This is a genomic window from Pseudomonas sp. P110(2024), from assembly GCF_057480795.1.
The window spans coordinates 1-24,580 of the sequence record NZ_JBLIYT010000019.1; the positions used below are offsets into that span (position 1 = coordinate 1).

At 65.9% G+C, this 24,580-nt stretch carries 29 protein-coding genes and 1 pseudogene; 18 read left to right on the plus strand and 12 right to left on the minus strand.

The genetic code is table 11. The annotated features are described in order from the left end of the window. Positions 1-157: 157 nt before the first annotated feature. The 3 genes and pseudogenes from AC25ND_RS24475 to AC25ND_RS24485 all read right to left on the minus strand — a co-directional run bounded on the left by AC25ND_RS24475 (position 158) and on the right by AC25ND_RS24485 (position 2,063). Positions 158-343, minus strand: coding sequence for a hypothetical protein (locus AC25ND_RS24475; protein ID WP_028691853.1), 186 nt, complete (start codon positions 341-343; stop codon positions 158-160). Between the two features lie 297 nt (positions 344-640). Continuing rightward, positions 641-808: pseudogene (locus tag AC25ND_RS24480) on the minus strand (alpha/beta hydrolase); the annotation flags it as partial. A gap of 343 nt (positions 809-1,151) precedes the next feature. Beyond that, positions 1,152-2,063 (minus strand): LysR substrate-binding domain-containing protein, encoded by a 912-nt coding sequence (locus AC25ND_RS24485; RefSeq protein WP_486976627.1) that lies wholly within the window; start codon positions 2,061-2,063, stop codon positions 1,152-1,154. 103 nt (positions 2,064-2,166) lie between these two features. On the opposite strand from AC25ND_RS24485, the gene AC25ND_RS24490 reads away from it, so the two are divergent. The 3 genes from AC25ND_RS24490 (at position 2,167) to AC25ND_RS24500 (ending at position 3,835) form a co-directional block, all read left to right on the plus strand. Next, positions 2,167-2,871 carry an SDR family oxidoreductase gene (locus AC25ND_RS24490; protein WP_028691850.1) on the plus strand — a complete coding sequence of 235 codons (705 nt, stop codon included), beginning with the start codon at positions 2,167-2,169 and terminating at the stop codon, positions 2,869-2,871. 71 nt (positions 2,872-2,942) lie between these two features. Further along, positions 2,943-3,434 carry a GNAT family N-acetyltransferase gene (locus AC25ND_RS24495; protein WP_028691849.1) on the plus strand — a complete coding sequence of 164 codons (492 nt, stop codon included), beginning with the start codon at positions 2,943-2,945 and terminating at the stop codon, positions 3,432-3,434. Positions 3,435-3,481: 47 nt separating this feature from the next. Beyond that, positions 3,482-3,835, plus strand: a complete 354-nt coding sequence (locus AC25ND_RS24500) for an SH3 domain-containing protein (RefSeq protein WP_486976628.1) — start codon at positions 3,482-3,484, stop codon at positions 3,833-3,835. Positions 3,836-3,837: 2 nt separating this feature from the next. On the opposite strand, the gene AC25ND_RS24505 is transcribed toward AC25ND_RS24500, so the two are convergent. Further along, positions 3,838-4,398, minus strand: coding sequence for a cysteine hydrolase family protein (locus AC25ND_RS24505; protein WP_186596763.1), 561 nt, complete (start codon positions 4,396-4,398; stop codon positions 3,838-3,840). 615 nt (positions 4,399-5,013) lie between these two features. Here AC25ND_RS24505 and AC25ND_RS24510 point away from each other — a divergent pair. After that, positions 5,014-5,205 carry a hypothetical protein gene (locus AC25ND_RS24510; protein ID WP_028691846.1) on the plus strand — a complete coding sequence of 64 codons (192 nt, stop codon included), beginning with the start codon at positions 5,014-5,016 and terminating at the stop codon, positions 5,203-5,205. Between the two features lie 121 nt (positions 5,206-5,326). On the opposite strand, the gene AC25ND_RS24515 is transcribed toward AC25ND_RS24510, so the two are convergent. Then, positions 5,327-6,244, minus strand: coding sequence for a LysR family transcriptional regulator (locus AC25ND_RS24515; protein ID WP_486976629.1), 918 nt, complete (start codon positions 6,242-6,244; stop codon positions 5,327-5,329). 101 nt (positions 6,245-6,345) lie between these two features. On the opposite strand from AC25ND_RS24515, the gene AC25ND_RS24520 reads away from it, so the two are divergent. Beyond that, the gene (locus AC25ND_RS24520) at positions 6,346-7,107 is read left to right on the plus strand and encodes a sulfite exporter TauE/SafE family protein (protein WP_028691844.1); all 762 of its coding nucleotides are present in this window, start codon (positions 6,346-6,348) and stop codon (positions 7,105-7,107) included. Position 7,108: 1 nt separating this feature from the next. On the opposite strand, the gene AC25ND_RS24525 is transcribed toward AC25ND_RS24520, so the two are convergent. The 4 genes from AC25ND_RS24525 to AC25ND_RS24540 form a co-directional block, all read right to left on the minus strand. Beyond that, positions 7,109-8,530 carry a GGDEF domain-containing protein gene (locus tag AC25ND_RS24525; protein WP_028691843.1) on the minus strand — a complete coding sequence of 474 codons (1,422 nt, stop codon included), beginning with the start codon at positions 8,528-8,530 and terminating at the stop codon, positions 7,109-7,111. Between the two features lie 112 nt (positions 8,531-8,642). Beyond that, on the minus strand, positions 8,643-10,472 hold the full coding sequence (locus AC25ND_RS24530) for an SLC13 family permease (protein WP_069017201.1): 1,830 nt from the start codon (positions 10,470-10,472) through the stop codon (positions 8,643-8,645). 167 nt (positions 10,473-10,639) lie between these two features. After that, positions 10,640-11,020, minus strand: coding sequence for a glycine zipper domain-containing protein (locus AC25ND_RS24535; protein WP_028691841.1), 381 nt, complete (start codon positions 11,018-11,020; stop codon positions 10,640-10,642). Positions 11,021-11,094: 74 nt separating this feature from the next. Next, positions 11,095-11,274, minus strand: a complete 180-nt coding sequence (locus AC25ND_RS24540) for a hypothetical protein (RefSeq protein WP_028691840.1) — start codon at positions 11,272-11,274, stop codon at positions 11,095-11,097. Positions 11,275-11,450: 176 nt separating this feature from the next. Between AC25ND_RS24540 and AC25ND_RS24545 the strand changes: the two genes are divergently transcribed. Further along, the gene (locus AC25ND_RS24545) at positions 11,451-11,801 is read left to right on the plus strand and encodes a hypothetical protein (protein WP_028691839.1); all 351 of its coding nucleotides are present in this window, start codon (positions 11,451-11,453) and stop codon (positions 11,799-11,801) included. A gap of 18 nt (positions 11,802-11,819) precedes the next feature. On the opposite strand, the gene AC25ND_RS24550 is transcribed toward AC25ND_RS24545, so the two are convergent. Then, on the minus strand, positions 11,820-12,272 hold the full coding sequence (locus AC25ND_RS24550) for an Lrp/AsnC family transcriptional regulator (protein ID WP_028691838.1): 453 nt from the start codon (positions 12,270-12,272) through the stop codon (positions 11,820-11,822). Positions 12,273-12,384: 112 nt separating this feature from the next. On the opposite strand from AC25ND_RS24550, the gene AC25ND_RS24555 reads away from it, so the two are divergent. Both AC25ND_RS24555 and AC25ND_RS24560 read left to right on the plus strand, forming a co-directional pair. Next, a complete protein-coding gene (locus tag AC25ND_RS24555; RefSeq protein ID WP_028691837.1) occupies positions 12,385-12,999 on the plus strand; it encodes a LysE family translocator in 615 nt (204 codons plus the stop codon). A gap of 61 nt (positions 13,000-13,060) precedes the next feature. Next, the gene (locus tag AC25ND_RS24560) at positions 13,061-13,528 is read left to right on the plus strand and encodes a hypothetical protein (protein WP_062573578.1); all 468 of its coding nucleotides are present in this window, start codon (positions 13,061-13,063) and stop codon (positions 13,526-13,528) included. Positions 13,529-13,563: 35 nt separating this feature from the next. On the opposite strand, the gene AC25ND_RS24565 is transcribed toward AC25ND_RS24560, so the two are convergent. Next, positions 13,564-14,313 (minus strand): SIR2 family NAD-dependent protein deacylase, encoded by a 750-nt coding sequence (locus AC25ND_RS24565; protein ID WP_088852692.1) that lies wholly within the window; start codon positions 14,311-14,313, stop codon positions 13,564-13,566. A gap of 128 nt (positions 14,314-14,441) precedes the next feature. Between AC25ND_RS24565 and AC25ND_RS24570 the strand changes: the two genes are divergently transcribed. The 5 genes from AC25ND_RS24570 to AC25ND_RS24590 all read left to right on the plus strand — a co-directional run bounded on the left by AC25ND_RS24570 (position 14,442) and on the right by AC25ND_RS24590 (position 19,081). After that, positions 14,442-14,654 (plus strand): PLDc N-terminal domain-containing protein, encoded by a 213-nt coding sequence (locus tag AC25ND_RS24570; RefSeq protein WP_028691834.1) that lies wholly within the window; start codon positions 14,442-14,444, stop codon positions 14,652-14,654. A 109-nt stretch (positions 14,655-14,763) separates the two neighbouring features. Further along, positions 14,764-15,180, plus strand: coding sequence for a RidA family protein (locus AC25ND_RS24575; RefSeq protein ID WP_307945172.1), 417 nt, complete (start codon positions 14,764-14,766; stop codon positions 15,178-15,180). Between the two features lie 97 nt (positions 15,181-15,277). Beyond that, complete coding sequence (locus tag AC25ND_RS24580) at positions 15,278-15,778, plus strand: acetyltransferase (protein ID WP_036986332.1); 501 nt, start codon at positions 15,278-15,280, stop codon at positions 15,776-15,778. Positions 15,779-15,918: 140 nt separating this feature from the next. Further along, the gene (locus AC25ND_RS24585) at positions 15,919-18,018 is read left to right on the plus strand and encodes a putative bifunctional diguanylate cyclase/phosphodiesterase (RefSeq protein ID WP_069017205.1); all 2,100 of its coding nucleotides are present in this window, start codon (positions 15,919-15,921) and stop codon (positions 18,016-18,018) included. A gap of 184 nt (positions 18,019-18,202) precedes the next feature. Then, positions 18,203-19,081: a DMT family transporter gene (locus AC25ND_RS24590; RefSeq protein WP_028691830.1), complete on the plus strand. Its 879-nt coding sequence runs from the start codon at positions 18,203-18,205 to the stop codon at positions 19,079-19,081. Positions 19,082-19,093: 12 nt separating this feature from the next. Here the strand turns inward: AC25ND_RS24590 and AC25ND_RS24595 are convergent, their stop codons facing one another. Beyond that, positions 19,094-20,002 carry an AraC family transcriptional regulator gene (locus AC25ND_RS24595; protein ID WP_486976630.1) on the minus strand — a complete coding sequence of 303 codons (909 nt, stop codon included), beginning with the start codon at positions 20,000-20,002 and terminating at the stop codon, positions 19,094-19,096. Positions 20,003-20,104: 102 nt separating this feature from the next. Between AC25ND_RS24595 and AC25ND_RS24600 the strand changes: the two genes are divergently transcribed. Genes AC25ND_RS24600 through AC25ND_RS24620 form a run of 5 tightly spaced genes read left to right on the plus strand, consistent with a single transcriptional unit; the run spans position 20,105 to position 24,542 of the window. Further along, entirely contained in the window at positions 20,105-20,665 is a 561-nt protein-coding gene (locus AC25ND_RS24600; protein WP_028691828.1) for a carboxymuconolactone decarboxylase family protein, read from the plus strand. 47 nt (positions 20,666-20,712) lie between these two features. Continuing rightward, positions 20,713-21,777, plus strand: a complete 1,065-nt coding sequence (locus tag AC25ND_RS24605) for an acyl-CoA dehydrogenase family protein (protein WP_486976631.1) — start codon at positions 20,713-20,715, stop codon at positions 21,775-21,777. Next, entirely contained in the window at positions 21,774-22,595 is an 822-nt protein-coding gene (locus AC25ND_RS24610; protein ID WP_028691826.1) for an ABC transporter ATP-binding protein, read from the plus strand. Before AC25ND_RS24605 ends, AC25ND_RS24610 begins: the two co-directional genes overlap by 4 nt. Next, positions 22,582-23,787 (plus strand): ABC transporter substrate-binding protein, encoded by a 1,206-nt coding sequence (locus tag AC25ND_RS24615; protein ID WP_028691825.1) that lies wholly within the window; start codon positions 22,582-22,584, stop codon positions 23,785-23,787. Before AC25ND_RS24610 ends, AC25ND_RS24615 begins: the two co-directional genes overlap by 14 nt. Next, on the plus strand, positions 23,787-24,542 hold the full coding sequence (locus AC25ND_RS24620; RefSeq protein WP_062573589.1) for an ABC transporter permease: 756 nt from the start codon (positions 23,787-23,789) through the stop codon (positions 24,540-24,542). Before AC25ND_RS24615 ends, AC25ND_RS24620 begins: the two co-directional genes overlap by 1 nt. Positions 24,543-24,580: the final 38 nt, after the last annotated feature.

Genomic DNA, 24,580 nt, shown 5'->3' on the forward strand with positions numbered 1-24,580 from the left:
TTGGGGATTTTGGGCAGGTCACGCAAGGGTTTCTTTTTGGTTGGCATACATGCACCTCTTACTCATGTTATGCCCGAACACAAAATTTCTGACACCCTCTGCGGCGCCTCATCAGAAGGACCAGCCGCAACTCCATCGTCATCTTGCTGGCATCACTTCACTGCAGGGTCTCGGGCTTCATCCCTTGGGAGGCCTCCTTCAATCCCTGTTCCATCCGCCCGATCACCTGCGCCAGAATCGCCGCTCTTTCCAGCTCTCCCGCCGCCTTCATCCGTGCATGATCCCGCCGTAGGTTCAGCAGGCATTTCTGCAGTCCAAGTGCCGAGCTGTCGTAGTTGTCCATGTCGTTCTCACAAGCCGTGGGCATCCATGCCGTTGTAGGAAAGGCTCGACGGTATCAGGTCAATTCCCCAGCCAATACTGATTATTCATACACTGGCTCACAAATCCGTTGAAACGTCCTACAGCGATAAAAGAAACATCTCACAGAGTGATTTGGGTGGGTGTTTCTGCATGCTTCCGCTCACTTCGCGGCAGGCCCCGGCGTACAGGGCCTGGCTCGAAACAGATGGGGCGCAGAGGTCATTCGTGCACCCCGTCTCCCTTCGAGGCCTGCCGAAACGATATGTTGCAATTACCCTTACAGATGCTCGGCATCCAACACTGCATTGACGAACGCTTCGGGCGCTTCCTGCGGCCGGTTGTGGCCGATACCACCGCTCACCAGGTGATAGGCGTACTTCCCGGTGAAGCGCTTGGCGTAGGCCTCGGCCAATGGGGGCGGTGCGCCGTTGGCATCCGAAGGAAGTGGCCTGGCGAGCTGCGGCACGCGTGCGGGTTTCCTCGGCCAGGCCTGGGGAGGCGGCCAGCAGGGCCAGAGGAGCACGGCGCAGGCGAGCAGGGCTGAGCGGTTGATGCGGTTGGCGGTGGCGAACATGGTGCATCTCCTTGGCGGGCCATCGGTGTGGGCTGGATGGCGTGTAGTTAAGGCGGTGGCTGTGTCCGGGGGGGGCGGGTGCTGGCGGGGTGGGCGTTCGTGTGTATCGGAAGGCGGTTGGTACACAGAACGCTACAAAGGCAGGGCCGCATTGCGGTCGATCGCCGGCTTGCCAGCGATGAGCTGCGCAGCAGCCCCGCAGGGCGAGACAGGATCAGTCTTGCTTGTTCGCTTGCACCTGCAGCCAGCGCACCACCTGCTCGGCGGCCGAGCCTGCCTGCGGAGCATGGCCGGCGAGCAGGTGAAAGCCGGCATCGCTGTGCAGCTCATGGTCCTCCAGGGCCAGTACCAAGGTGCCGGCCCTGAGGGCATTTTCTACCAGCAGGCGGGGTACCAGGGCGATGCCCATGCCTTGCTCGGCGGCCTCGATGGCGAGGATGGTCTGGGAGAACACCGGGCCGCTGAAGCGCGTGCCCGGCAGCGCGTAGTGATCGAACCAGCGCTTCCAGTTGTTGTGGCTGTCGGAGATCAGCGGCTGCTGCCCAAGATCCGTGACTAGCCGCCAAGGGCGCTCGCCGCGCAGTGCCGGCGCGCACACCGGTACCGCCACGCCGGGCAGCAGGGGCATGGCGTAGGCGTCGGCGAAGGGCGGCGCTCCCCAGCGCACGGCAAGGTCCACGGCACCCTTGCCGTTCAGCGGGCGGGTAGTGTCGGAGGCGTCGATCATCAGCGCCACCTGCGGGTGTGCCTGGGCCAACAGGCCCAGGCGCGGGATCAACCAGCGGCTGGCGAAGGCGGGGGTGGTGCTGAGCAGGATCTGCCGGGGATCGCGCTGGCTGTCGCGCTCCAGCAGTTCGCCGGTGGCATCCTCGATGATGTCCAACGCCAGGCGCACGCGGGTCAGGTAGTCGGCGCCGTCCGGGTTGGGTCGCAGGCCTCGGGGCAGGCGTTCGAACAGCGGGCGCCCGAGCTTGTCCTCGAGGGTGCGCACCTGCTGGGCAACGGCGCCGGGGGTGACGTGCAGCTCGTCGGCGGCGGCGCGGAAGCTGCCCAGGCGGGCGGCGGCCTCGAAGGCCACCAGGTGGTTGACGATGGCGGGGGCATTGCGTCGCTTGGGCGCGCTCATCCAGTAGATTTCCTGCAGGCTGCTGCCAGTATTTGTGATTGGTGCGTTAAGCCGGATTCTGGCTTCATGGGCCTACTTGATCAACTCCCTGAAGGAGCAGCAAATGTCTTCGCAGAAAGTCGCAATCATTACCGCAGGTGGCAGTGGCATGGGCGCTGAGGCCGCACGGCGGCTGGCCGCTGATGGCTTCAGGGTGGCGATCCTGTCGTCGTCCGGCAAGGGCGAGGCGCTGGCGGCCGAGCTGGGCGGCATCGGCGTGACCGGCTCGAACCAGTCGGTCGAAGACCTGCAGCGTCTGGTGGATACCGTGATACAGCAGTGGGGGCGGGTTGATGTGCTGGTCAACAGCGCAGGCCATGGCCCGCGCGCACCGATCCTCGAGCTGAGCGACGATGACTGGCACCGCGGCATGGAGGTGTACTTCCTCAACGTGGTGCGCCCGACTCGCCTGGTGACGCCGATCATGCAGCGCCAGGGCGGCGGCGCCATCATCAACATCTCGACCTTCGCCGCCTTCGAGCCGGATCCGGCGTTCCCGACCTCCGGGGTGTTCCGTGCCGGGCTCGCGGCCTTCACCAAGCTGTTCGCCGACCGTTACGCGGCCGAGAACATCCGCATGAACAACGTGCTGCCGGGCTTTATCGACAGCCTGCCGGAGAAAGAAGAATTCCGTAACCGGATTCCGATGGAGCGGTACGGCAAGGCCGAGGAGATCGCGGCCACTGTCGCCTTCCTGGCCTCCGAGGGCGCGGGCTACATCACTGGGCAGAACCTGAGGGTCGATGGCGGCATCACCCGTTCGGTGTAACTGGTGCATGCAGTTGGGCGACGACTTCCGTTAGCATGTCGCCCCTGTTTCCCGCTATCCGGATCCGCCCCATGAGCACCTCGATGTTCCGCCAGGCCACGGCAACCGACGTGGACCGCTGCTACCAGATCGAAACCAGCGCCTACGAAGGCGACGAAGCCGCCACCCGTGAGAAGATCGCCACGCGCATCGCCCAGTACCCGGAGGGCTTCCTGGTGCTGGAGGCCGATGGCCAGGTGATCGGCTTCATCAACAGCGGCTGCGCCGACCAGGTGGTGATGTCCGACGAGGCCTTCAAGGAGCTGGTCGGACACGACCCGCAGGCGCCTAACGTGGTGATCATGTCGGTGGTGCTCGACCCGGCGTACCAGGGCCTGGGCCATGCCAGCCGGCTGATGGCGCGCTTCGTCGAGCAGATGCGCGAGCGCGGCAAGGCGACCATTCACCTGATGTGCAAGGATCGCCACGTCGGGCTGTACGAGAAGATGGGCTACACCTATGTACGCCCGTCGGCCTCCGATCATGGTGGCATGGCCTGGCACGAAATGATCATGGTGCTCTGAAAGGCCTTCGACTAGCATCGACGCTTTTCGCAGCCAGGGAGAGGCCTGTGAACTACGTCGTGATTGCCGCACACCGCAGTGAATACCCTGCGCCCATCACCTTTGCCCAGGGCACGTTGCTGGATATTGGCCAGCGTTACGAGGGCGACGAGCACTTGGAGGACTGGTACTTGTGCAGTTGCCACGGTCAGGAGCCGGGCTGGGTGCCCGGCCAGCTCATCGAGCGGCTGGGCGTCGGTCGAGGCAAGGCAGTGGAGGCCTATTCGGCGCATGAGCTGGACGTTGACCCCGGCCAGCTGCTGGAGGGCCTGCGCCCGCTGAACGGCTGGATCTGGTGTCGTCGTGCCGGTAACGGGGAGCTTGGCTGGGTGCCGCTGGCGAAGCTGCGCCTGCTGGACTGAGTTCAGGCCATGGCCAGGACAGCCGCGCTGTCGAGAATCCGCGCATAGTCCATGGCCAGGTTGCCCAGCGCCAGGGCATGGACATCCTCCGCCGGCCACAGTCGGCCCTGCAAGTCGTGCTGGTCGAAGGTGTAGCAGGCATCGGCCACCACTACCGTATCGAACCCCAGGTTACCTGCCGAGCGTGCGGTCGACTCCACCGAGTTGTTGGTGATCACCCCAACGATGACCAGCTGGCTGATGCCGCGCTGGTGCAGCCAGCGTTCAAGCCCACTGTTGCAGAAGGCGTCGGGCACGTGTTTTTCGAACACGGTCTCGCTGGCGTGCGGAGTGAAGGCGGGCTGGAACTGGCAACCGGGTTGGCCCGGCCAGAACACCGAATCGGGATCGCGGGAAACATGGCGCACATGCACCACCGGGCGCATGCTCGCGCGCCAAGAAGCGAGCAGTTGGTTGATGCGCTGTTCGGCTTCGGGGTTGTTGCGACGGCCCAGGCGAGGGTGGTTGATGCCGTTCTGCATGTCGATGATCAGCAGGGCGGCGTTGTTGGCGAGCGCGGTCATCTCCGGTAGTTCTCCTTGTCTGGGCTTCGGACCGTAGCACAGGTGTGTTACCTGCGCAGACGTCATCGCGGGGCAAGCCCGCTCCCACGCCGATCGCCTTAACCTCGCGTCTTTTACCCGTGGGAGCGTGCTTGCCCCGCGATGGGAGAAATCATCATCTGATATGCTTTTTTTCCTCGAACCTGAATCTGTAACCGTATCAGCGGCTGCCGGACAATACGTCCAGGCCCAGCCTTCCAACCCGGTGTGCGCTGGGCAGGTTGCCCCGCTGCACTGCCGCAGCGGCCAGCCCCGCCGTTACGACATCACACTGTAGAGGTTCCGATGGGCAAGCTCGCGCTGTTTCTGGGTGGTTTTCTGCTGCTGACTATCATGATTGGCCTGCTGGGTACCATCCCGCCAAGCTGAGCCGTAAAATTTTCTTGTCCCGGCCCGCCTGGCGCAATGGCGGGCCAGACACGTCGCCCGGTTTACCCTGCCCCCCTGGCCGCAGTCGTCTAGACAAGCGGTATCTGCAAGTCGTTCTCAAGTACAAGTCGCTCGTGTAATCTCGCGCCCCCAATCCCAGGGCCCGGGCACACGGGCCGTTCACTTGCCTTGGAGACAATACACACTATGGAATGCAAGAAGGGCACTGCAGCGATGCTGGAGTGGCGCGGTCGTTTTCTCGGTGAGGGCATCCTCCACGAAGCGGACTACGATCAGGCACTGCGCCGTGCCGAAGAGTTGGAGCGTTCTGGTGTGATCAGCGCAAGCGAATGGATCGAGTTGGTCAAGCTGGCCAATGCGGCTTTACTGCGCTTGTAAAAATTCCTTCAAGGCTTGTAGAAACTGTCCACAAAAATCGTGGGTAGGTCTGTGGATAAAGCGCTGCAGGCCATTGTTTTCAGGGTCTCTGTTAGATTGAGCAGAAATTGAGCAGCCCTGTTCAGGGCTGTTTCCCACTGCGCAGACCAGCTTCGCGCAGGGCTTGCAGCAGTTCGCGGACCTTCGCCGGCCGGTCGCCGGCTGGGTACACGGCGTGCATCTGCGGGTCCTGTCCGGTGCTGGATGTCAGGTGGTAGTCGGGACAGACCCGCACCAGGCGCCCGGCACGTACCTCCGGCTCCCCCAGCCAATCCGCCAGCCGGGCGATACCGGCCCCCGCCAGGGTACTCTGCAGCACCGCCACCCCCGAGCCCAGGCGCAGCCGAGGCCGCGGGCGCAGGCTCACGGTGTGTCCATCCTTGCTGAAATGCCAGGCCTTCAGGATGCGCGGCGCGGTGTGCAGGATCAGCGTATGCCGCTCCAGGTCTTCCAGTACCTGCGGTGTGCCGGCCAACGCCAGGTACTTAGGGCTGGCGTAGAGATGGCGGCGGTAACGCCATAGTGGATAGCCGATCAGCTCGCTGGACTGCGGGAAGGCCCCGCGGATCACGAAATCCAGCTTGCCTTGCAACGGGTCGAAAGCCTGGTCGCCGTACTGTACGTCGAGGGTGACGTGGGGGTGGCGCCGGGCAAATTCGGCCAGCACCGATGGCAGCACTTGCAGGGCCAGCACCTCGGGCGCGGCCAGGCGAATCCAGCCTTGGGCGTCGCCGGTCAGCGCCGCCAGTTCGTCGGCGGCATCCCGTTGCACATCTAGCAAGCGTTCGGCGTGGGGCAGTAGCCGCTCGCCAGCTTCGGTCAGGGAAACCGAACTGGCGCTGCGGTTGAACAGCTTGGCGCCGCTGTTATCCTCCAGGGCCTGCACAGCTCGGGTCACCGCGCTGGGCGAACGCCCCAAGGCACGGGCGGCGCTGACGAAGCTGCGCTTGTGCGCGACGCTGACGAACGCCTGTATTTCACGCAGCATGTCCAGTGCCATCGCGGGCCTCCTTGTTGCAGTTTTCGCAATATGGCATTTCAACACACGCGCGCCGCTTTGATTAGTCTGGCAGCCTGTTTTGTGCCGCCCGGACCCTCGAGATGATGGATATCGCCCTGCTTTCGCTGTTCGCCTTCGCCGCTGGCCTGATCGACGCCGCCGTTGGAGGTGGCGGGCTGATCCAGATCCCGGCGTTGTTCAACGTGCTGCCCAACGCCCAGCCGGCGGCCTTGCTGGGCAGCAACAAGCTCGCCTCGGTGTGCGGCACCAGCTTTGCGGCGCGTTCGTTCATCCGCAAGGTCACGCTGGACTGGGGGCTGATCGTGCCGGCGGCGCTGAGCGCCTTCGTCATGTCGTTCTTTGGCGCGGCCACGGTATCGCTGGTGCCGGCAAGCGTGATGCGGCCGATGGTGCTGGTGCTCATTGTGCTGATGGCCATCTACACCTTCTGCAAGAAGGACTTCGGCACCTTGCACAAACCGAGGGTGATCGGCCGCAAGGAACAGTGCCTGGCGGTGCTGATCGGTGGCGCCATCGGCTTCTATGATGGGCTGTTCGGGCCGGGCACCGGCAGCTTCCTGATCTTCCTGTTCATTCGTTTCTTCGCCCTGGACTTCCTGCATGCCTCGGCCTCGGCAAAGCTGGTCAACATTGCCACCAACCTGGCCGCGCTGGTGTTCTTCATCCCGTCGGGCAATGTGCTGTGGGCCATTGCGCTGCCGATGGCGCTGTTCAACATCCTCGGTGCGCTGACCGGCACCTGGCTGGCGGTGCGCAAGGGTGCGGGTTTCGTGCGCGGGCTGTTCCTGGTATTGCTGTGCGTGTTGATCACCAAGCTCAGTTGGGACCTGCTGGTCGGATGAGTCACCGCACCTGGCGCTGCCCTTCGGCCTGCTCGACCCGGTTGCGGCCTTGGGCCTTGGCCCGGTAGAGCGCTTGGTCGGCGCTGGCCAGCAGTTCGTCGAGGCTGGGCGCCGGGGTGTCGGCGGCGCAGCCGCTCAGGCCGATGCTGACGGTGATCCGCAGCGCCTGCTCTGGCTGGGCGATATGCAGGTCCTGCACTGCCCGGCGCAGGCGCTCGGCGGTAAACCTGGCCAGCTCCGGCGCCAGCCCCGGCACGATGATGACGAACTCCTCGCCACCCAGGCGGGCGAACAGCTCGCCGTCGTGCAACTGGTCCTGCAGGGTCATGGCGAACTGGCGCAGCACCTGATCGCCGACCCCGTGGCCATGGCGGTCGTTGATGGTCTTGAAGTGGTCGATATCGAGCATCATCAGGGTCAAGGGCAACTGCGGCGTGTGCTGACGGCTGTCCAGCAGGGCGTTGGCGCGGCGGGTGAAGGCACTGCGCGACAGTGTGCCGGTGAGGTGGTCGATGGTTGCCTGATGCGCCAGGCGCGCCATCAGGCTGCGGTTGGCGCTGCTGACGCAGGCCAGCACCAGCGGGCCGAGCACCAGCATGGCGATGCCCAGGCGTGCCGACATCAGGGTGGTGACCCCCGATTCGCTCTGCGGGATGCTGAAGTGCATGAGGTTCTGCGCCACGGCGACGATCAGCGTACTGCCCGCGGTCAGGGCCAGCAGCGCCACCAGGAACGGTGAATAGCTCAGCGCGCACCACAGCAATGCGGCGATCGGGAAGGCGATGGCCCCGGGGCCGCCGAAGACGATGCTGACCGCCAGTGAGGCCAGCAGTACCAGCAGCGGTGCCAGGCGGATCGGCTGGCTGCCGTGGCCGCTCAAGGCGCGGGGCGAGGGTGCGGTGAGCAGCACGGGCAGGACCAGCACGCTGGTGGAGAACTGCTCGCTGAACCAGGCAAGCCATGTGGCGCGCAGCGATTGTTCGAACCAGGGCGTGGCCATCACACAGGCCAGGCTGGCGGCGACCATGGCACCGACCGCGCAGGCGCCGAACAGGCGCAGGGTGCCGTGGGGCGTACGCAGGCGTCGATGCACGCGTGGCAGGCGGGCCATCAGGTACCAGATGCTGACGATGGCGCCGAGGTTGCACAGGTTGAACCACAGGGCCGGTTTCCAGGCGCTGCCGCAGCCGAGGTCGGCGGCCACCATGGCCAGGTAGATGAGGGCGAATCCGGAGGGGGTGGCCTGGCGCGGATTGCGCAACAGCACCCCGGCGAGCACGGCGTTCACCGGCCAGAACAGCGACAGCGACTCGATGGGGCGGGCGAGGATGCCGGCCAGGGTCAATGCCAGGGTCAGGCCGAACAGGATCAGCGGGGGCAGCAGGCGCGACGGAGCTGATGACACCATGGGCTCGACCGACAAGCGAAGACAGAATCCAGGAAAACGGCCGTAGGCACCTGGGACGATAGTCTGTGAGTGTCTTTCAACTGCCCAATTGATGTCAATTCGCCGCAAATCGCTTGGATCGTGGCGACTACAGGCCGAACACCCACGGCACCATCAGCACGGTGACCAGCATCACCAGGAAGGTGAAGGGCACCCCGACCTTGACGAAGTCCCCGAAGCGGTACTGCCCGGGCCCCAGCACCAGGGTGTTGACCGGCGACGACACTGGCGTCATGAACGCCGCCGACGCCGCCAGGGCCACGGTCATGGCGAACGGGTAGGGCGACATGCCCAGCTGCTGCGCGGTGCTGACCGCCACCGGGGCCATCAGCACCGCCGTCGCGGTGTTGGAGATGAACAGGCCGATCAGCGCGGTGAGGGCGAACAGGCAGGCGAGGATCACGCTCGGCCCTGCGCCGCCGAGGGCGCCGACCAGCGCGCCGACGGCCAGGTCGATGCCGCCGGTCTTCTGCAGGGCGAGGGCGAAAGGCAGCATGCCGACGATCAGCACCAGGCTCTGCCAGTGGATGGCGCGGTAGGCGCTGTTCATGTCGATGCAGCGGCCGGCGCCCATCAGCAGGCAGCCGATCAAGGCGGCGATGACGTTGGGCACCAGGCCGCTGACCATCAGCCCGACCATCACCGCCAGGCTGATCAACGCGTAGGGCGCGCGGGCGCGGGCCGGGGCGACCTGGTCGATTTCCGCCGGCAGGCTCAGCACCAGGAAGTCGCGGGGCTTGCCCTGCAGCTGGCGCACCGCTTTCCATGGGCCGACCACCAGCAGGGTGTCGCCCAGTCGCAGCTTCTCTTCCACCAATTGCCCTTCGATCGCTTGCTGGTCGCGGCGCAGGCCGACCACGTTGAGGTCGTAGCGCGTGCGGAAGGTCAGTTCGAGGAGGGTCTTGCCGATCAGTTGTGAGCCCGGAGGCAACGAGATCTCGGCCATGCCCACTTCCTGGGACTGGTCGATGAAATAGGCCGCCTTGAAGTGCAGGGGTTCGAGCAGCATCGACTGGCACAGGCTGCGCAGGTCGTCGCGGTTGGCGAATAGGTCCAGCAGCAGCACGTCGTCCTGTTGCAGCAGGGTACCGGAGTCGGCAGTGATCACCCGGGTGGTGAATTTGTGCTGGCGCTCGATGCCGATCACATTGGCGCCGTGGCGGGTGCGCAACTCCAGCTCGCCCAGTGTGTGGCCGATCAGCGGCGAATGGGGGCGAATGCGCAGGCGCCGCTCGCGGCCGCTGAGCTTGTAGTCCAGTACCAGGTCGAGCAGGGTGCGGCGGCTTTCGACGCGGCCGTCCTTGCGTACCTCGCCGTTGAGCCAGTGGCGGGTCAGCAGCATGTAGCCGATACCCAGCACCAGCACCACCAGGCCGAAGGGCGTGAAGCTGAAAAAGCCGAAGCCGCTTTCGCCGTGGCGCACCAGCTCGCTGTGCACCACCACGTTCGGCGGGGTCGCGACCAAGCTGAGCATGCCGCTGATCAGGCCGGCGAAGCTCAGCGGCATCATCAGCCGGCTGGGCGAAAGCTGCAGGCGTGCGGCGATGCTCAGCACCACCGGGATGAAGATCGCCACCACGCCAGTGGAACTCATCACCGAGCCCAGGCCAGCCACCGCGACCATCAGCAGCACCAGCAGGCGCGCCTCGCTGTTGCCGGCGCGTTCGCTCATCCATTCACCGATGCGGTAGGCGATGCCGGTGCGCACCAGCCCCTCGCCGATCACGAACAGCGCGGCAATCAGTACCACGTTGGGGTCGCTGAAACCGGCCAGGGCTTGCTCCACGGTAAGAATGCCGGACAGCGGCAGCGCGAGAATCACCAGCAGGGCAACCACGTCCATACGTGGACGGTTGATGATGAACAGGACGACGACGACGGCCAGCAGGCCTAGGACCCAGAGCAACTCATGGTTCATGGGGAGGGGATGTTCCTTCACACAGGGGCACGATAGGCGATGGCCCTAGTGTGGCAGCTCGACGCGAATGCGTCGTTGACGTGCTGCAGTGTTTTTGCCGGTTGGCGATCTGCTGCGTAATGGCAGGGCGCTTGGGGCGGGCCCGCGGCCCCCCCCGTACTGCTGAATCAGTGGCGATGCTTGTGCTTGCGGTTGCTGTCGCCCATATGGTTGCCGATCGCGCCGCCCGCCGCGCCGCCCAGGCCTGCGCCGATGGTCGAGCCGTTGGCGCCGCCGAGCTTGCCGCCGATCAGCGAGCCACCGGCCGAACCCAGGCCGCCACCGATGGCGGCTTCGGCCCGGTTGCCCTTGCGGGCGCCCACCGCGCTGCCGGCCGCACCGCCCAGGCCCGCGCCGATGGCTGCGCCGGTGCTGCCGCCGATCTGTTTGCCGACGACGTTGCCCAGGGCGCCACCCAGGCCTCCGCCGATGGCCGCAGTGCCGTCACCGGCGAAGGCGCCCTGGCAGAGCAGCAGGCCGAGGGCGAGGGAAGGCAGAGTCAGACGCATGTTGTGAACCTCAGGGAAGTCATCAGAAGTAGGGTGCCGCGTGATTGGCGGCGAGTCAGGGTTGGAATGACGCTTCAGCGGTAGTAGCGGTCACGGTACTGGCGGTCGTCATCGTCACGGTCGTGGCGATGGTGATGACGGTGGCCGCGGTCACGGTCGCGCCAGCCGTCGTCATCGTCGTGGTAGTGATTGCTGTAGCAGCCGCCGAGCAGCAGCAGGGTGGCGATCATCGAAAGGCTGGCAAAGCGTTTCATCACGTTATAGGTCCTTGATCCGCAACGGTTTACGCGGTACCTCCTGAGACCTGTGGCGATCGATTTGGTTCTTTGCCGCGCAAATTTTTATCGCGGCGGCGATGAGCGGCAGCGGCGATTCCCCGGTCGGCCAGGCGGTGCTAGAGTCAGCTTCTTTTTTATCCCGAGGATGGAACATGCGAGCAATTCTGCCGATCACCGTGGCGCTGCTGCTGGCGGGCTGTGCATCGTCGACCATGGAAGCGGCGCGCAACGGGTCGCCCACCGCACGCCTGGATTCGCACAAGACGCCGGACCTGGTCGCCCAGTGCATCCAGTTCAGCTGGCAGGAGGAAAACACCTTCGGGGTCGATGCCAGCGGTTACCTGGAGGCGCGCAAGCAGGGTGGGTTCACGGTGTACACCCGAGAGGCCGAGTCGTTCGTCGATGTCTACGCCCAGGCCGGGGGCACCCGTGTGGACTACTACGCGCAGAAGGACGACCAGATGGCCCTGCGCCGTCGCGCGGCGGCGGCGACCTGCCTGTAGGGCCATCCCCGCCGGTGGTCACATCGGCAACAACCTGTCCTGAATCACTTCTTTCATCACCAGTGTCGAGCTCAAGCGCTTGACATTGGGGATGCTCGTCAGCTGTTCGTCGTACAGTTTCTGGAACGCCGGCAGGTCCTTGGCCACCACATGCAGCAAGTAGTCCGGATCGCCGAACAGGCGTTGGGCCTCGACAATCTGCGCAATTTCCCCGAGCGCCGCCTCGAAGTCCGCCACCGGCTGGCGGGTCACTTCACGCAGGGTCACGAACACCAGCGCGGCGAAATTCAGGCCCAGGGCCGCCGGGGCCAGGCGAGCGTGGTAGCCGAGGATGGCGCCGGATTCCTCCAGCGCCTTGAGGCGGCGGTGGCAGGGCGACAGGCTCAGGCCCACGCGCTCGGCCAGTTCGGTAACCGACAGGCGTCCGTCCTTCTGCAGCTCGGCAAGGATTTTTCGATCGGTTCGATCCATAGGGGAGAATCTTCCAGTATTCGGCGTGTTGCAGGGAATATACGAAAGAAAATCCCCGGGTGATATCCGTAGTCTTTCTTTCACCGAAACCTGTGTGGAAGGAAGGGTCGACATGACCATGAGTGTATTGGCGGCGTTCTGGGCCGTCTCCCTGCTGTTCGTGATCACCCCTGGTGCCGACTGGGCCTATGCCATCTCGGCCGGCATGCGCGGGCGCTGGGTGGTACCGGCGGTGGCCGGCATGCTCTCCGGGCATTTCCTGGTCACCCTGGTGGTGGCGGCCGGGGTCGGTAGCCTGCTCGCCGGGCACCCGCTGGCGCTCACCCTGCTGACCTTGGCTGGCTGCGTTTACCTGCTGTGGCTGGGCGGCAACCTGCTGCTGAGCCCGGCGGTGCCCGAGGCGGGCGAAGGCGGCGAGCGAGACTCGGGGTCGCGCTGGGCGTTCAAGGGCCTGTGCGTGAGTGGGCTCAACCCCAAGGTCTTCCTGTTGTTCCTGGCGTTGTTGCCGCAGTTCACCGATCCGCAGTCGAGCTGGCCGCTGCCGCTGCAGATCCTGCTGCTGGGGCTGGTACACCTGGGCAGCTCGCTGGTGGTCTACCTGATGGTCGGCTATGGGGCCAAGGCCGTGCTGCGCACCCGGCCTGTGGCGGCGCGGGCGGTGGGGCGGCTGTCCGGCGGCGTGATGATCCTGATTGCCGTGGGGCTGATTGCCGGACAGTTGCGTTGATCCTCTCAACAGCGGCGGCTTGGGCTATGCTGACGACCTTCTTGAACCGGAACCGCCAACCATGAAATACGCCGCCGCACTCTTGCTCAGCCTGCTTCCGTTGCTGGCCCATGCCGTGCAGACCGGGGAAACCCTCGCACCCTGGACCCTGCTTGACCAGTACGATCAGCCCTACAGTCTGGGCGCCGACACCCGCATCCTGCTGGTTGCCCGCGACATGGACGGTGCCAAGCTGGTGAAGGCGGCGCTGGCCGAACAACCCAAGGGCTATCTTGAGGCGCGTGGTGCGGTGTTTGTTGCGGATATCCAGCGCATGCCGGCACTGATCAGCAAGCTGTTCGCCATCCCGGCCATGCGCGACTACAGCTACCGGGTGCTGCTGGACCGTGAAGGCCGGGTCGCCAGCCGCTATGCCGGGGAGCAGGGCAAGGTGTTGTGGCTCTCGCTGGACAATGGCGTACTGGTCGGGCAGAAGAGCTATACCGCTGCCGATGACCTGAAAGCGGCATTGGACCAGGCCAGCCGCTGAAACCTGCGGGCTTGCCCGGCGACAGCACGGCAGGTTCAGGGAAACGCCTGGCGCATCAATTCAGGCAACACCTCGCCCGCCTTGCCGGCCAACGCGAATGCCCGCGGATGCTGCTCACTCGCAGGCTGCGGGTTGACCTGCACCACTGTCGCCCCCGCCGCCAACGCCAGGCGTGGCATCGAGGCCGCCGGCTGCACCACGCCGGACGTTCCCACCGACAACAGCACATCGCATTGCTGCGCGGCGTCGAATGCCCGCGCCAGCGTCTGCTCCGGCAACCTCTCGCCGAACCATACCACCCCGGGGCGTACCGGCCCGGCGCAGTGGGTGCAACGTGGAGGCTCGATGCGCCGGCCTTGCAGGGCGTCCTCGGGCACGGCCACCGGTCCGTCCACCCGGCGCGCGCAGTCCAGGCAGCGGAACGCATCCAGCCGGCCATGCAAATGCAGCACGTTCTGGCTGCCAGCGCGTTCGTGCAGGTCATCGACGTTCTGCGTCACCAGCGTCAGCTTCGGCACCCGCGTCGCCAGCGCGGCGATGGCCAGGTGGGCGGCGTTTGGCGTGGCCTGGGCGATCCCGGCGCGGCGCATCTGGTACCAGCCCCAGACCAGCGCCGGGTCGGCGCGAAAACCTTCGGCACTGGCCAGCTGCGCCGGGTCGAAGCGTTCCCACAACCCGGTCAGCTTGTCGCGGAAGGTGGCAATGCCGCTTTCGGCGCTGACGCCGGCGCCGGTGAACACCACCACATGGCGGGCTTGGGCGAGCAAGGTTGGATCGAACGGCATGGGGGCTCCACGGCGTGGGTGCTGGACAGCTACCCACTGTGCCAGTGGGTGGCAGGCCGGACAAGATCCGAGTGAACCCTTGCTGTGTTCGGCGACCCAACCCAGTACATGCCAATAGGAGAAAACTCATGGAAATCGGAACACTGTGGTTCGTCGTCGCCCTCGTGGTCATCCTCCTGGAGCTCTGGGCCATCTGGCATATCATCGGCAGTGACCGGCGCGCCGAACGCAAGATGCTGTGGGTGGTGTTCGTGGTCTACGCGCCGTTCCCCGGCCTGTTGATCTGGGCTTGGCGCGGGCCGCGGGCAGTGAAGGGGCGGGCGGTGCTGCACGAAAAATAGAGGCGTTGGATATTAAAGGGGGCACGATCCGCGGTGGTTTGAAGGGCTTGACCTCGACTTAACCTGAGGTTTGATACTCGGCCGCTCATTCCATCGACGGAGCGATACCATGACCCAGCCAGCCGCCTTCGCCCTAAGCAACCCCGAAGGCCTCTACGACCCCAGTGGCAATGCCTATTCCCACGTCGCCGAAGTGCGTGCCGGCAGCCGTCTGCTGTACATCGCAGGGCAGGGCGGCGAAGACCAGCAGGGCAACCTGTCGGCGCGTTTCGATGAGCAGGCGCGCCAGGCCCTGGTGAATCTGAAGATCGCCCTGGCCTCCCGTGGGGCTGCCCTTGAGCACGTGTTCAAGCTCACCTTGCTGGTGGTCGACCATTCCGAGGCGCGCTTGAGCCAGTGGGTGGCCGAGGCCCAGCGCGCCTGGGGTGACCGAATGACGCCGACCTGCACGCTGATTCCGGTCCCGCGCCTGGCGCTGGACGGAATGCTGGTGGAAGTGGATGCGATGGCGGCGCTGCCCGAATAACCTGGCCCTACAGGGGAGTAGTCCAAACCATCGTGCAAGGGCTTGCCCCACGCTGGGCTGGTAGACTCGCGAATTGCGAATTGATCGAGCCTGCACCATGACTGTCCCTGTCGAGTTGCTCCAGACCGGCCCCGAGCACGCCGAGCTGGTGCGTAACCTCTACCAGTTCTACGCTTACGAATCCTCCGACTGGGAGCAGGAGGACGTCGAGGTGGACGGGCGCTTCTACATTCACGAGCCGCACTTCGCCCGCTACTGGCAAACCCCTGGCTGGAGCGCCAGCCTGATCCTGGTGGACGGCTTCATCGCCGGCTTCATGCTCATCGAGCGCAGCGAGCTGCCCGGCATCGAGGCCTGTGAGCTGGCCGACCTGTTCATCCTCAAGAAGTACCGCCGCCAGGGCGTGGGCCTGGCGGTGGCGCGGCAGACGCTGTGCGAAGGCGACAGCGACTGGCTGGTGCGCTGCTATCCCGCGGATGCCCCGGCACTGGCGTTCTGCCAGGCAGTGCTGGCGGACCTGCCGCGTGCGGTACGGGAGATCACGCTTGATGATGAGCCGCCACTGCGCAACTTCCTGGTGACCCGGCAGCGGCACTGAAGCCTTGCAGATTTTTTGTGACGCGCTTCACAAAAGCCCCGCGTCGAGCGGCATAATGCCAGCACTTCGTAATTTCGGACTGTTCCGACGTACGGTCCGGAGGTTTCCTATTCCTGCTGTGAAGGAGTCAGGTCATTCCCATGTCGCTCGCCGCCAATCCCGACATGATGTACCGGTTGTTGATCCAGAGCGTGGCGGACTACGCCATCTACCAGCTCACCCCCGAGGGCATTGTCGCCAACTGGAACCCGGGCGCGCAGCGGGCCAAGGGCTACCAGGCCGAGGAGATCATCGGCCAGCACTTCTCGGTGTTCTATACCGACGAGGACCGCCATGCCGGGCTGCCGGCACGCAGCCTGGACACCGCGCGCAACGAGGGGCGTTTCCAGGCCGAAGGGCTGCGCCAGCGCAAGGACGGGTCGCACTTCTGGACCAGCGTGGTGATCGAGCCGATCAAGGATGAACACAGCGGCCAGTTGATCGGCTATGCCAAGATCACCCGCGACATTTCCGAGCGCCGCCAGCATGAGCTTGAGCTGCTCAAGGCCAAGGAGTTGGCCGAACAGTACAGCCAGGAGATGACCACCCTGTCGCAGTTCCTCGACTCGGTGATCGCCAACATTCCCGCCAGCGTCATTGTCCAGGACCTGCAGAGCCAGCAGATCCTCCTGGCCAACCAGCAGGCCGAGCGCTTGTTCGGCCGCCAGGGCACACGCATGGTCGGCCAGTTGCCGCGCCAATGCCTGGTGCCGGCGGCCGTCGACTACCTCGAGCAGCAGCTGGCGCGCGGGGCGCGCAGCACCAAGGGCTACGCCGCCGAAACCCGGGTCGACACCGCCACGGGGCCGCGTACGCTGCGCAGCCGGGCCACGCTCTGCGACAATCGTGAAGGGCAGGGGGACTACGTGCTGTTCGTCGCCGAGGACGCCACCGAGGAACTGGCCGCCCATGCCCAGATCCACCACATGGCCCATCACGATGCGCTGACCGGGCTGCCCAATCGCACCTTGTTCCATGAACGTCTCAAGCAGGCGTTGCTGCGCGGCGAGGACAGCGGCAAGCTGACCGCTGCCCTGTGCCTGGACCTGGACAACTTCAAGAACATCAACGACACCCTCGGCCACGCCTTCGGCGACAAGCTGCTGCGCGCCCTGGGCAAGCGCCTGCGCCGCGAGCTGCGCGAGCACGACACCCTGGCCCGGCTTGGCGGCGACGAGTTCGCCGTGGTGCTGTCGGGCCTGGAGACCTGTGACGCCGCGCGCATCACCGCCCAGCGCCTGATCGAGGCGATCTGCCCGCCGTTCCATATCGAAGGGCACCAGTTCAGCGTAGGGGTGAGCATCGGCGTGGCGGTCGCGCCCGATGACCACCACCAGGCCGAGCAGTTGCTGGGCTACGCCGACATGGCCCTGTACGAGGCCAAGCGCAACGGCCGCAACCGCTACGAGTGCTTTCATGTCGAACTGGATGTCGCCGCCCGCCAGCGCCGCCTGGTCGAGACTGACCTGCGCACCGCGCTGCACCTGGGCCAGCTGCAACTGCACTACCAGCCGGTGGTGGACCAGCAGAGCGCCACTGTTACCGGTTACGAGGCCCTGCTGCGCTGGGAACACCCGAGCCGCGGCATGATCATGCCGATGGATTTCATTCCCATCGCCGAGGAAACCGGCCTGATCCACGAGATCGGCGCCCGGGCGCTGAACCTGGCGTGTCAGGAGGCGGCCAGCTGGGGCACCACGCAGACGGTATCGGTCAACCTCTCGGCGGTGCAGTTCAAGAATGCCAACCTGGTGCATACCGTGGCCCTGGCCCTGGCCGATTCAGGCCTGCCGGCCACGCGCCTGGAGCTGGAGATCACCGAGTCGGTGCTGCTGGGCAACAGCGAGGAGAACGTGCGGACCCTACGCGCGCTGAAGGACCTGGGGGTGTCGATTTCCCTCGACGATTTCGGCACGGGGTATTCTTCGCTGGGCTACCTGCGCTCGTTCCCATTCGACCGGATCAAGATCGACAAGTCGTTCGTCCACGACATGTGCGAAAGCCGCGAGGCGATGTCGATCATCCGCGCCATCACCGAGCTGTCCAACAGCCTGATGATCAAGACCACGGCCGAAGGGGTGGAGTCGGCCGAGCAGATGGAGCGCCTGCTGGCCGAGGGGTGTTCGCATTTCCAGGGCTACTTGTATGGCCGGCCGGCGCCGGCGAGCGAGCGCTTGACGCAGGTGCTGCCGCGAGCCTGACAGGCCGCAAAGCGGCCCCAGCAATCGTTGCATCACAACTGAGATCCTGGCCACTTGGGTAAAAGTGGTCGATCAGCGAACAAAATGTACCAGCTGGACCACAAGGCTTTGTCGCGTCCCCGGGTTCTCTTCTAGAATCCGCCCATGCCCCGGCACCATGCCGGGGCCCTCGCCCGAGAGCCTCATGAGTTCCAGTTCGTCGCTGTCCGGAGTCAACCAGCCACTGCGCGGCATCGCCCTGGTGGTGGTGGCCACCTTCCTGTTCGCCAGCCACGACGCACTGTCGAAATTCCTCGGTGGGATCTATCCGATCATCATGGTGGTCTGGGTGCGTTACCTGGTGCACACCCTGCTGATGGCCGGGATCTTCCTGCCCAAGGCGGGCCTCGCGGTGCTGCGTACACGCCGGCCGTTGCTGCAGACCCTGCGCGCGTTGAGCCTGCTCAGCACCAGCCTGCTGTTCACCGCCGGGTTGCAGTACCTGCCGCTGGCGGAGGCAACTTCGGTCAACTTCCTCGCGCCGGTACTGGTCACCGCGCTGTCGGTGCCGCTGCTCAAGGAGCGGGTGACGCCGGGGCAGTGGCTGGCGGTGGTGATGGGCTTTGTCGGCGTGCTGGTGGTGGTGCACCCGGGGGGAGCAATGTTCACCCCGGCCATCCTGTTTCCCTTCGGCTCGGCGCTGGGGTTCTGTTTCTACCAGTTGCTGACGCGCAAACTGGCGGCCCACGACAGCCCGACCACCAGCAACTTCTACGCCGGGTTGTGCAACACCCTGATCATGACGGCACTGGTGCCGTTTTTCTGGCAGGCGCCGCAATGGTCCCATGTGCCGCTGATGCTGGCGCTGGGTGGCTGCGGGATGACCGCGCACCTGTTGTTGACCCAGGCGTTCCGCCATGCGGCGCCGGCGTTATTGGCGCCGTTCAGCTATTGCCAGATCGTGTTCGCCGGGTTGCTGGGCCTGGTGGTGTTCGGCCAGGTGCCGGACGGCACGAGCCTGGTCGGCATCGCGGTGATCTGCCTCAGCGGGCTGGGGGCGGCGTGGATGCAGCGGCGGCCCTGAGGGGGCTGCGCCTTATCCCGCACCCTGCTGTTTGCGATAGGCTCCTGGCTGCACGCCGACCGCCTTGGCGAATGCCCGGGTAAAGGCCGCCACTGACTGATAGCCCGCCTGCGCGCCCACCTGTTCGACGGTATTGCCCGTCTTGAGCAATTGGCAGGCATGGCGCATGCGCAGCGCCAGCAGTACCTGCCCGGGCGATTGCCCGGCCAGCTCGTTGAAGCGCTTGAAGAAGGCCGAGCGCGAAAGCCCCGTGCAGGCCGCCATGCTCTCCAGCGTCCAGGCCTGCCCCGGCTCCTCGATCAGGCGTTCCAGCAAGCCGGCGAAGGCCGGCTGGCGGGCGAGGGCGACCAGGCCGCCCAGCGACTGGCCGGCGTGCACCTGCTGGCGCAGCACATACAGGAACAACAGGTGGGTGAGGCGTTCGAGCAGCGCCTGGGAGGGCTGCGGACGACGGCATTCCTCGAGGATCAGCCCGAACAGCGCCCGCGCCGCGCTGCCGGCCGGCTCGCTGGCGCGCAGCAGGATCCAGTCCGCCAGCCCGTCGACGATCAGCGACGACAACCCCGACTGGAAGTGGAAGAACCCGCACACTAGCCCCACGCCGTCTCCGGCTTCGAGGTCCAGCGGCTGCATGCTTCGGCGCGGTTGGGCACAGGCGTCGCCGGCCTCCTTGTCGCCGGACAGCCGATAGGCCAGGTCACGCAAAAGGAACACCGCATCGCCGCTCTCCAGGCGCAGCGGCTGCGCCTGGCCATCGATATGCAGCCAGCAATGGCCCTGCACCACCAGGTGGAAACTGGCCCGGCCCATGCCCTGGGTGCTGGCGTGCCAGCCGCCGCAGTAGCGGCCGACATGGAACAGGCTGGCGTCGAGCTCCAGGCTCTCTAATAACCAATCGACGAGGGGGCTGGAAGAAATCATCTAATGCAAGGACTCTGGAGCAAGGAAAGGCGACTGATGAATATGGATGCTACTTCTTATAACCAACAGACTGTAGCGACCTACATCAAAGGAGACCACTCCATGTCCGCACGCATCACTCTACACAGCCTGCAGACCGCCCCGGAAGCCGCCCGCCCATTCCTTGAGAACGCGCAAAAGAACTCCGGCTTCATCCCCAACCTGCTGGGCATCCTGGCCAACGCCCCGGCGGCGCTGGAAACCTACGTTACCGTCTCGGCGCTCAACGGCAAATCCGAGCTGACCCTGGCCGAGCGCGAAGTGGTGCAACTGATCGCCGCCACCCAGCATGGCTGCGATTTCTGCGTTGCCGGCCACACCGCTGTGGCGCTGAACAAGGCCAAGCTGCCCCAGGAAGTGGTCGATGCCCTGCGTGCCCGTGGCGAGCTGCCCGACGCCCGCTACGAGGCCCTGGCCGCGTTCGCCCGCGAGGTGATCGACACCCGTGGCAACGTTTCTGACACCACCTATCAGGCGTTTCGCGATGCCGGTTTCAGCGAAGGCAACGCCCTGGAAGTGATTCTCGGCGTGAGCCTCGCAACCCTGTGCAACTTTGCTAATGTGTTCGCCCAGACGCCGCTCAACGACGAGCTCGGCAAGTACCGCTGGCAGCCATCGGCCTGATCGGGGCCTGATGCCGGCGCGCCCGGCGTTTCAACAGGAGTAGGGACATGCTTGATCATGCATTTCGACAATGGCTGGATGCCAATGCCGAGGCCATCGACCAGGGCCAGTGCGATCCACACCGGGTGCTGGCGCAGATCGCCGAATCGCAACTGCTGCGCATCGGCGTCGACCCGGCCCTTGGCGGCTCGGGTGGCGACGTCACCGCGGCGGTCGAGGCCATCGCCGCCATCGCCAGCCATTCGCTGGCCGCGGCCTTCGTCTGCTGGGGCCAGCGCGCCTTCATCGAATACTTGCTGCAAAGCCCCAACCGGGCGCTGTGCGAGCGGCTGCTGCCCGATCTGCTGAAGGGCGAGCTGGCCGGGGCCACCGGCCTGTCCAACGCCATGAAGTTTCTTTCCGGCATCGAGGCCTTGCAGGTGCGTGGCCGCGCCGCGAGCGATGGCTGGAATCTGGAAGGACGCCTGCACTGGGTGACCAACCTGCGCCAGCACGGTTTCGTGGTGGCCGCGGCCATCGAGGATGATACCGGTGGCGCGCCGTTCGTGGTCGCCATCCCGTCGAACGCGCCGGGCCTGGAGCGCTCCGACGACCTGCAACTGATGGGCCTGCAGTCGAGCAACACGGCGGCGCTGGCCTTCCACCAGGTGCCTTTGGCGCGCGACTGGCTGCTACACGACAACGCCCGCGCGTTTCTGCCCAGGGTGCGTCCGGCGTTCCTGGCGCTGCAGTGCGGCATGGCCATCGGCCTGGCACGCCGCGCCCTGGAGGAGGCACAGGCGCACCTGCAAGGGCGTGGCGCCTTCCTCGAGGAGGCCCGCCAGGTGCTCGCCGAGCGCCTGGAGAACACCGTCGCCGAGCTCAAGCAGGGGCTGCGCGACGACCGCTTCCAGAGCCAGCCGGCCGCCTTGTTCAAACTGCGCATCACCCTCGCCGAATGCGCCGCCGACGCCGTGCAGCTGGAGCTGCAGGCCAGCGGTGGCAAGGCCTACCTGACCGCCTATGGCGAGGGCTTCGCCCGCCGCTGGCGCGAGTCGGCGTTCGTGCCGATCGTCACTCCGAGCCTGGTGCAACTGCGCGCCGAGCTGCAACGCCAGGCGGCCTCTGCATGACCGACGTGCTACTCGAAGCCCGTGACATCAGCCTGGGCTACCCGCGCGAGGGTGGCTGGCAGGCGGTGCTGGAGCAGTTCGACCTGGCGCTGGCGCCGGGGGAAGTGGTCAGCATCCTCGGCCCCAGCGGGGTCGGCAAGTCCAGCCTGCTGCGTGTGCTGGCCGGCCTGCAGCAGGCCCGTGGCGGCCGCGTGCAGTTGCGCGGCGAGCCGCTGCAGGGGCCGCATCCGCGTCTGGCGGTGGCGTTCCAGGACCCCAGCCTGCTGCCCTGGCTGACCCTTGAGAAGAACGTCGCCTTCGGCCTCGACTTCGCCCGCCAGCCCAAGCTGTCGGCGGCCGAGCGGCGTGCACGGATCGACCACGCCATCGACGCGGTGGGCCTGGGCCACGCCCGTGGCCAGTACCCGGCGCAGCTGTCCGGCGGCATGGCCCAGCGCACCGCGCTGGCCCGCTGCCTGGCGCGCCAGCCCGAGGTGCTGTTGCTGGACGAACCCTTCGGCGCGTTGGACGAGGTGACCCGGGCCGACATGCAGCAACTGCTGCTGCAACTGATCGCCACCCACAATACCGCTGCGGTGCTGATTACCCACGATATCGACGAAGCCCTGCTGCTGTCCGATCGCGTGCTGCTACTGGGCAACCACCCGGCGCGCACCCTCGGCCAGTGGCACATCGACCTGCCGCAGCCCCGCGCGCAGCGGGTCGAGGAACTGGGCGCGCTGCGCATCGAGATCCTGAAAACCCTTCGGCGGGCAAGCCGCACAGCCGAACCCACTCCACCCCCCTTGCCCTCGGAGGCTGTCCATGTGCATGGATGACTGCTGTTCCACGACGTCCCGTCGCGATTTTCTCAAGCTGAGCGCCATGCTTACCGCCGCCGGTGCCGTGCCGCTGCTGTCGAGCCTGCAGGCCCGCGCCGCCGCCGAGCCGGACGCGCCCGTGCGTATCGGCTACCTGCCGATTACCGACGCCACACCTTTGCTGGTGGCGCACAACAACGGCCTGTTCGAGGCCGAGGGCATCAAGGCCGAGCGCCCGGTGCTGCTGCGCAGCTGGGCGCAGGTGATCGAGGCATTCATCTCCGGCCAGGTCAACGTCATCCACCTGCTGTCGCCGATGACCGTGTGGGCGCGCTACGGTAGCAAGGTGCCGGCCAAGGTCGTGGCCTGGAACCATGTCGGTGGCTCGGGCCTGACCGTGGCCCCGGACATCACCGAGATGAAGCAGCTCGGCGGCAAGACCGTGGCCATTCCGTTCTGGTACTCGATCCACAACGTGGTGCTGCAGCAGATGCTCGGTGACAACGGTCTGAAGCCCGTGTCCAAGCCGGCCGACGCGCAACTGGCGGACAACGAGGTCAACCTGCTGGTGCTGCCGCCGTCGGACATGCCGCCGGCCCTGGCCAGCAAGCGCATTGCTGGCTATATCGTCGCCGAGCCGTTCAACGCCCTGGCCGAGAACCTCAAGGTTGGCCGCGTGCAGCGCTTCACCGGTGATGTCTGGCGCAACCATGCCTGCTGCGTGGTGTTCATGCACGAGCACGACCTGAACAATCGCCCGGAGTGGTCGCAGAAGGTGGTCAACGCCATCGTCAAGGCCCAGCAGTGGACCCGCGAGCACCGCGCCGAGGCCGCAGCCCTGCTGTCCAAGGCCGGCCCCAACAAGTACACCCCGCACGAGCCGGCGGTGCTGACCAAGGTGCTGGCGCCTTCCGCCGAAGATCGCGCCGGTTACATCGCCAGCGGCGCGATCCAGCACCAGCAGTGGGACGAGAAGCGCATCGACTTCCAGCCTTACCCCTTCCCCAGCTACACCGAGGAACTGGTCAAGCGCCTGAAGAACACCCTGATCGTCGGCGAGAGCGATTTCCTCGCCGGTCTGGACCCGGCGCAGACTGCCCGCGACCTGGTGGACGAGCGTTTCGTGCGCAACGCCATCGCCGCCGTGGGTGGCCCGGCCGCGTTCGGCATCGCCGAGGACTTCCAGCGTAGCGAGGAGTTCGCGGTCTGATGCGCAGGCATGTCGTGCATGGTGCCCTGGGCCTGGCGGGCCTGGCGGCGCTGTTGTTGCTGTGGTGGGCGGGCGTGCGCCTGTTCGGCGCCGCCGATGGCCTGTCGGCGCGTTTCGCGCCCCAGGCCACGCTGCACAGCCTGGTCGAGCTGCTGGGGCAGGGCGAGGTCTATGGGCACATCTGGGTAAGCTTGAAGCGCATCCTTGTTGGCCTGTTGCTGGCGCTGCTGATCGGCGTGCCGCTGGGCCTGCTGGTGGGCAGCTACCGGCATCTGGAGGCGGCGACCACGCCGGCGTTCCAGTTCCTGCGCATGATCTCGCCGCTGTCGTGGATGCCGGTGGTGGTGATGCTGATGGGCGTGGGTGACCAGCCGATCTACTTCCTGCTGGCCTTCGCCGCGCTGTGGCCGATTTTGCTGAACACCGCCGCCGGGGTGCGCCAGCTCGACCCGCGCTGGTTGCAGTTGAGCCGCAGCCTCAGTGCCACGCGCTGGGAGACCTTGTGCAAGGTGGTCATCCCCGGGGTGATCGGCCATGTGCTGACCGGTGTGCGCCTGGCCATCGGCATCCTGTGGATCGTGCTGGTGCCGTGCGAAATGCTCGGGGTTAGCGCCGGCTTGGGATACTTCATCCTCGATACCCGCGATCGGCTGGCCTACTCGGAGCTGATGGCGATGGTGCTGCTGATCGGTGTGCTGGGGTTCATGCTCGATGCCCTGGCGCGCGGGCTGCATCGGCGGTGGGTGCATGCGTGAAGTCTGTAGAAGCGCGTTAGGCCTGGAGGCGCATCCTT

Excerpts from the sequence above, each read along its gene's own strand:
- AC25ND_RS24475 (WP_028691853.1), bottom strand. The coding sequence starts at position 343 with ATGGACAACTACGACAGCTCGGCACTTGGACTGCAGAAATGCCTGCTG.
- AC25ND_RS24615 (WP_028691825.1), top strand. The coding sequence starts at position 22,582 with ATGTGCATGGATGACTGCTGTTCCACGACGTCCCGTCGCGATTTTCTC.
- AC25ND_RS24595 (WP_486976630.1), bottom strand. The coding sequence starts at position 20,002 with ATGATTTCTTCCAGCCCCCTCGTCGATTGGTTATTAGAGAGCCTGGAG.
- AC25ND_RS24485 (WP_486976627.1), bottom strand. The coding sequence starts at position 2,063 with ATGAGCGCGCCCAAGCGACGCAATGCCCCCGCCATCGTCAACCACCTG.
- AC25ND_RS24490 (WP_028691850.1), top strand. The coding sequence starts at position 2,167 with ATGTCTTCGCAGAAAGTCGCAATCATTACCGCAGGTGGCAGTGGCATG.
- AC25ND_RS24590 (WP_028691830.1), top strand. The coding sequence starts at position 18,203 with ATGAGTTCCAGTTCGTCGCTGTCCGGAGTCAACCAGCCACTGCGCGGC.
- AC25ND_RS24515 (WP_486976629.1), bottom strand. The coding sequence starts at position 6,244 with ATGGCACTGGACATGCTGCGTGAAATACAGGCGTTCGTCAGCGTCGCG.
- AC25ND_RS24565 (WP_088852692.1), bottom strand. The coding sequence starts at position 14,313 with ATGCCGTTCGATCCAACCTTGCTCGCCCAAGCCCGCCATGTGGTGGTG.
- AC25ND_RS24620 (WP_062573589.1), top strand. The coding sequence starts at position 23,787 with ATGCGCAGGCATGTCGTGCATGGTGCCCTGGGCCTGGCGGGCCTGGCG.
- AC25ND_RS24545 (WP_028691839.1), top strand. The coding sequence starts at position 11,451 with ATGCGAGCAATTCTGCCGATCACCGTGGCGCTGCTGCTGGCGGGCTGT.
- AC25ND_RS24550 (WP_028691838.1), bottom strand. The coding sequence starts at position 12,272 with ATGGATCGAACCGATCGAAAAATCCTTGCCGAGCTGCAGAAGGACGGA.
- AC25ND_RS24495 (WP_028691849.1), top strand. The coding sequence starts at position 2,943 with ATGAGCACCTCGATGTTCCGCCAGGCCACGGCAACCGACGTGGACCGC.
- AC25ND_RS24585 (WP_069017205.1), top strand. The coding sequence starts at position 15,919 with ATGTCGCTCGCCGCCAATCCCGACATGATGTACCGGTTGTTGATCCAG.
- AC25ND_RS24510 (WP_028691846.1), top strand. The coding sequence starts at position 5,014 with ATGGAATGCAAGAAGGGCACTGCAGCGATGCTGGAGTGGCGCGGTCGT.
- AC25ND_RS24555 (WP_028691837.1), top strand. The coding sequence starts at position 12,385 with ATGACCATGAGTGTATTGGCGGCGTTCTGGGCCGTCTCCCTGCTGTTC.
- AC25ND_RS24535 (WP_028691841.1), bottom strand. The coding sequence starts at position 11,020 with ATGCGTCTGACTCTGCCTTCCCTCGCCCTCGGCCTGCTGCTCTGCCAG.
- AC25ND_RS24560 (WP_062573578.1), top strand. The coding sequence starts at position 13,061 with ATGAAATACGCCGCCGCACTCTTGCTCAGCCTGCTTCCGTTGCTGGCC.
- AC25ND_RS24505 (WP_186596763.1), bottom strand. The coding sequence starts at position 4,398 with ATGACCGCGCTCGCCAACAACGCCGCCCTGCTGATCATCGACATGCAG.
- AC25ND_RS24575 (WP_307945172.1), top strand. The coding sequence starts at position 14,764 with ATGACCCAGCCAGCCGCCTTCGCCCTAAGCAACCCCGAAGGCCTCTAC.
- AC25ND_RS24570 (WP_028691834.1), top strand. The coding sequence starts at position 14,442 with ATGGAAATCGGAACACTGTGGTTCGTCGTCGCCCTCGTGGTCATCCTC.
- AC25ND_RS24530 (WP_069017201.1), bottom strand. The coding sequence starts at position 10,472 with ATGAACCATGAGTTGCTCTGGGTCCTAGGCCTGCTGGCCGTCGTCGTC.
- AC25ND_RS24610 (WP_028691826.1), top strand. The coding sequence starts at position 21,774 with ATGACCGACGTGCTACTCGAAGCCCGTGACATCAGCCTGGGCTACCCG.
- AC25ND_RS24540 (WP_028691840.1), bottom strand. The coding sequence starts at position 11,274 with ATGAAACGCTTTGCCAGCCTTTCGATGATCGCCACCCTGCTGCTGCTC.
- AC25ND_RS24580 (WP_036986332.1), top strand. The coding sequence starts at position 15,278 with ATGACTGTCCCTGTCGAGTTGCTCCAGACCGGCCCCGAGCACGCCGAG.
- AC25ND_RS24605 (WP_486976631.1), top strand. The coding sequence starts at position 20,713 with ATGCTTGATCATGCATTTCGACAATGGCTGGATGCCAATGCCGAGGCC.
- AC25ND_RS24520 (WP_028691844.1), top strand. The coding sequence starts at position 6,346 with ATGATGGATATCGCCCTGCTTTCGCTGTTCGCCTTCGCCGCTGGCCTG.
- AC25ND_RS24600 (WP_028691828.1), top strand. The coding sequence starts at position 20,105 with ATGTCCGCACGCATCACTCTACACAGCCTGCAGACCGCCCCGGAAGCC.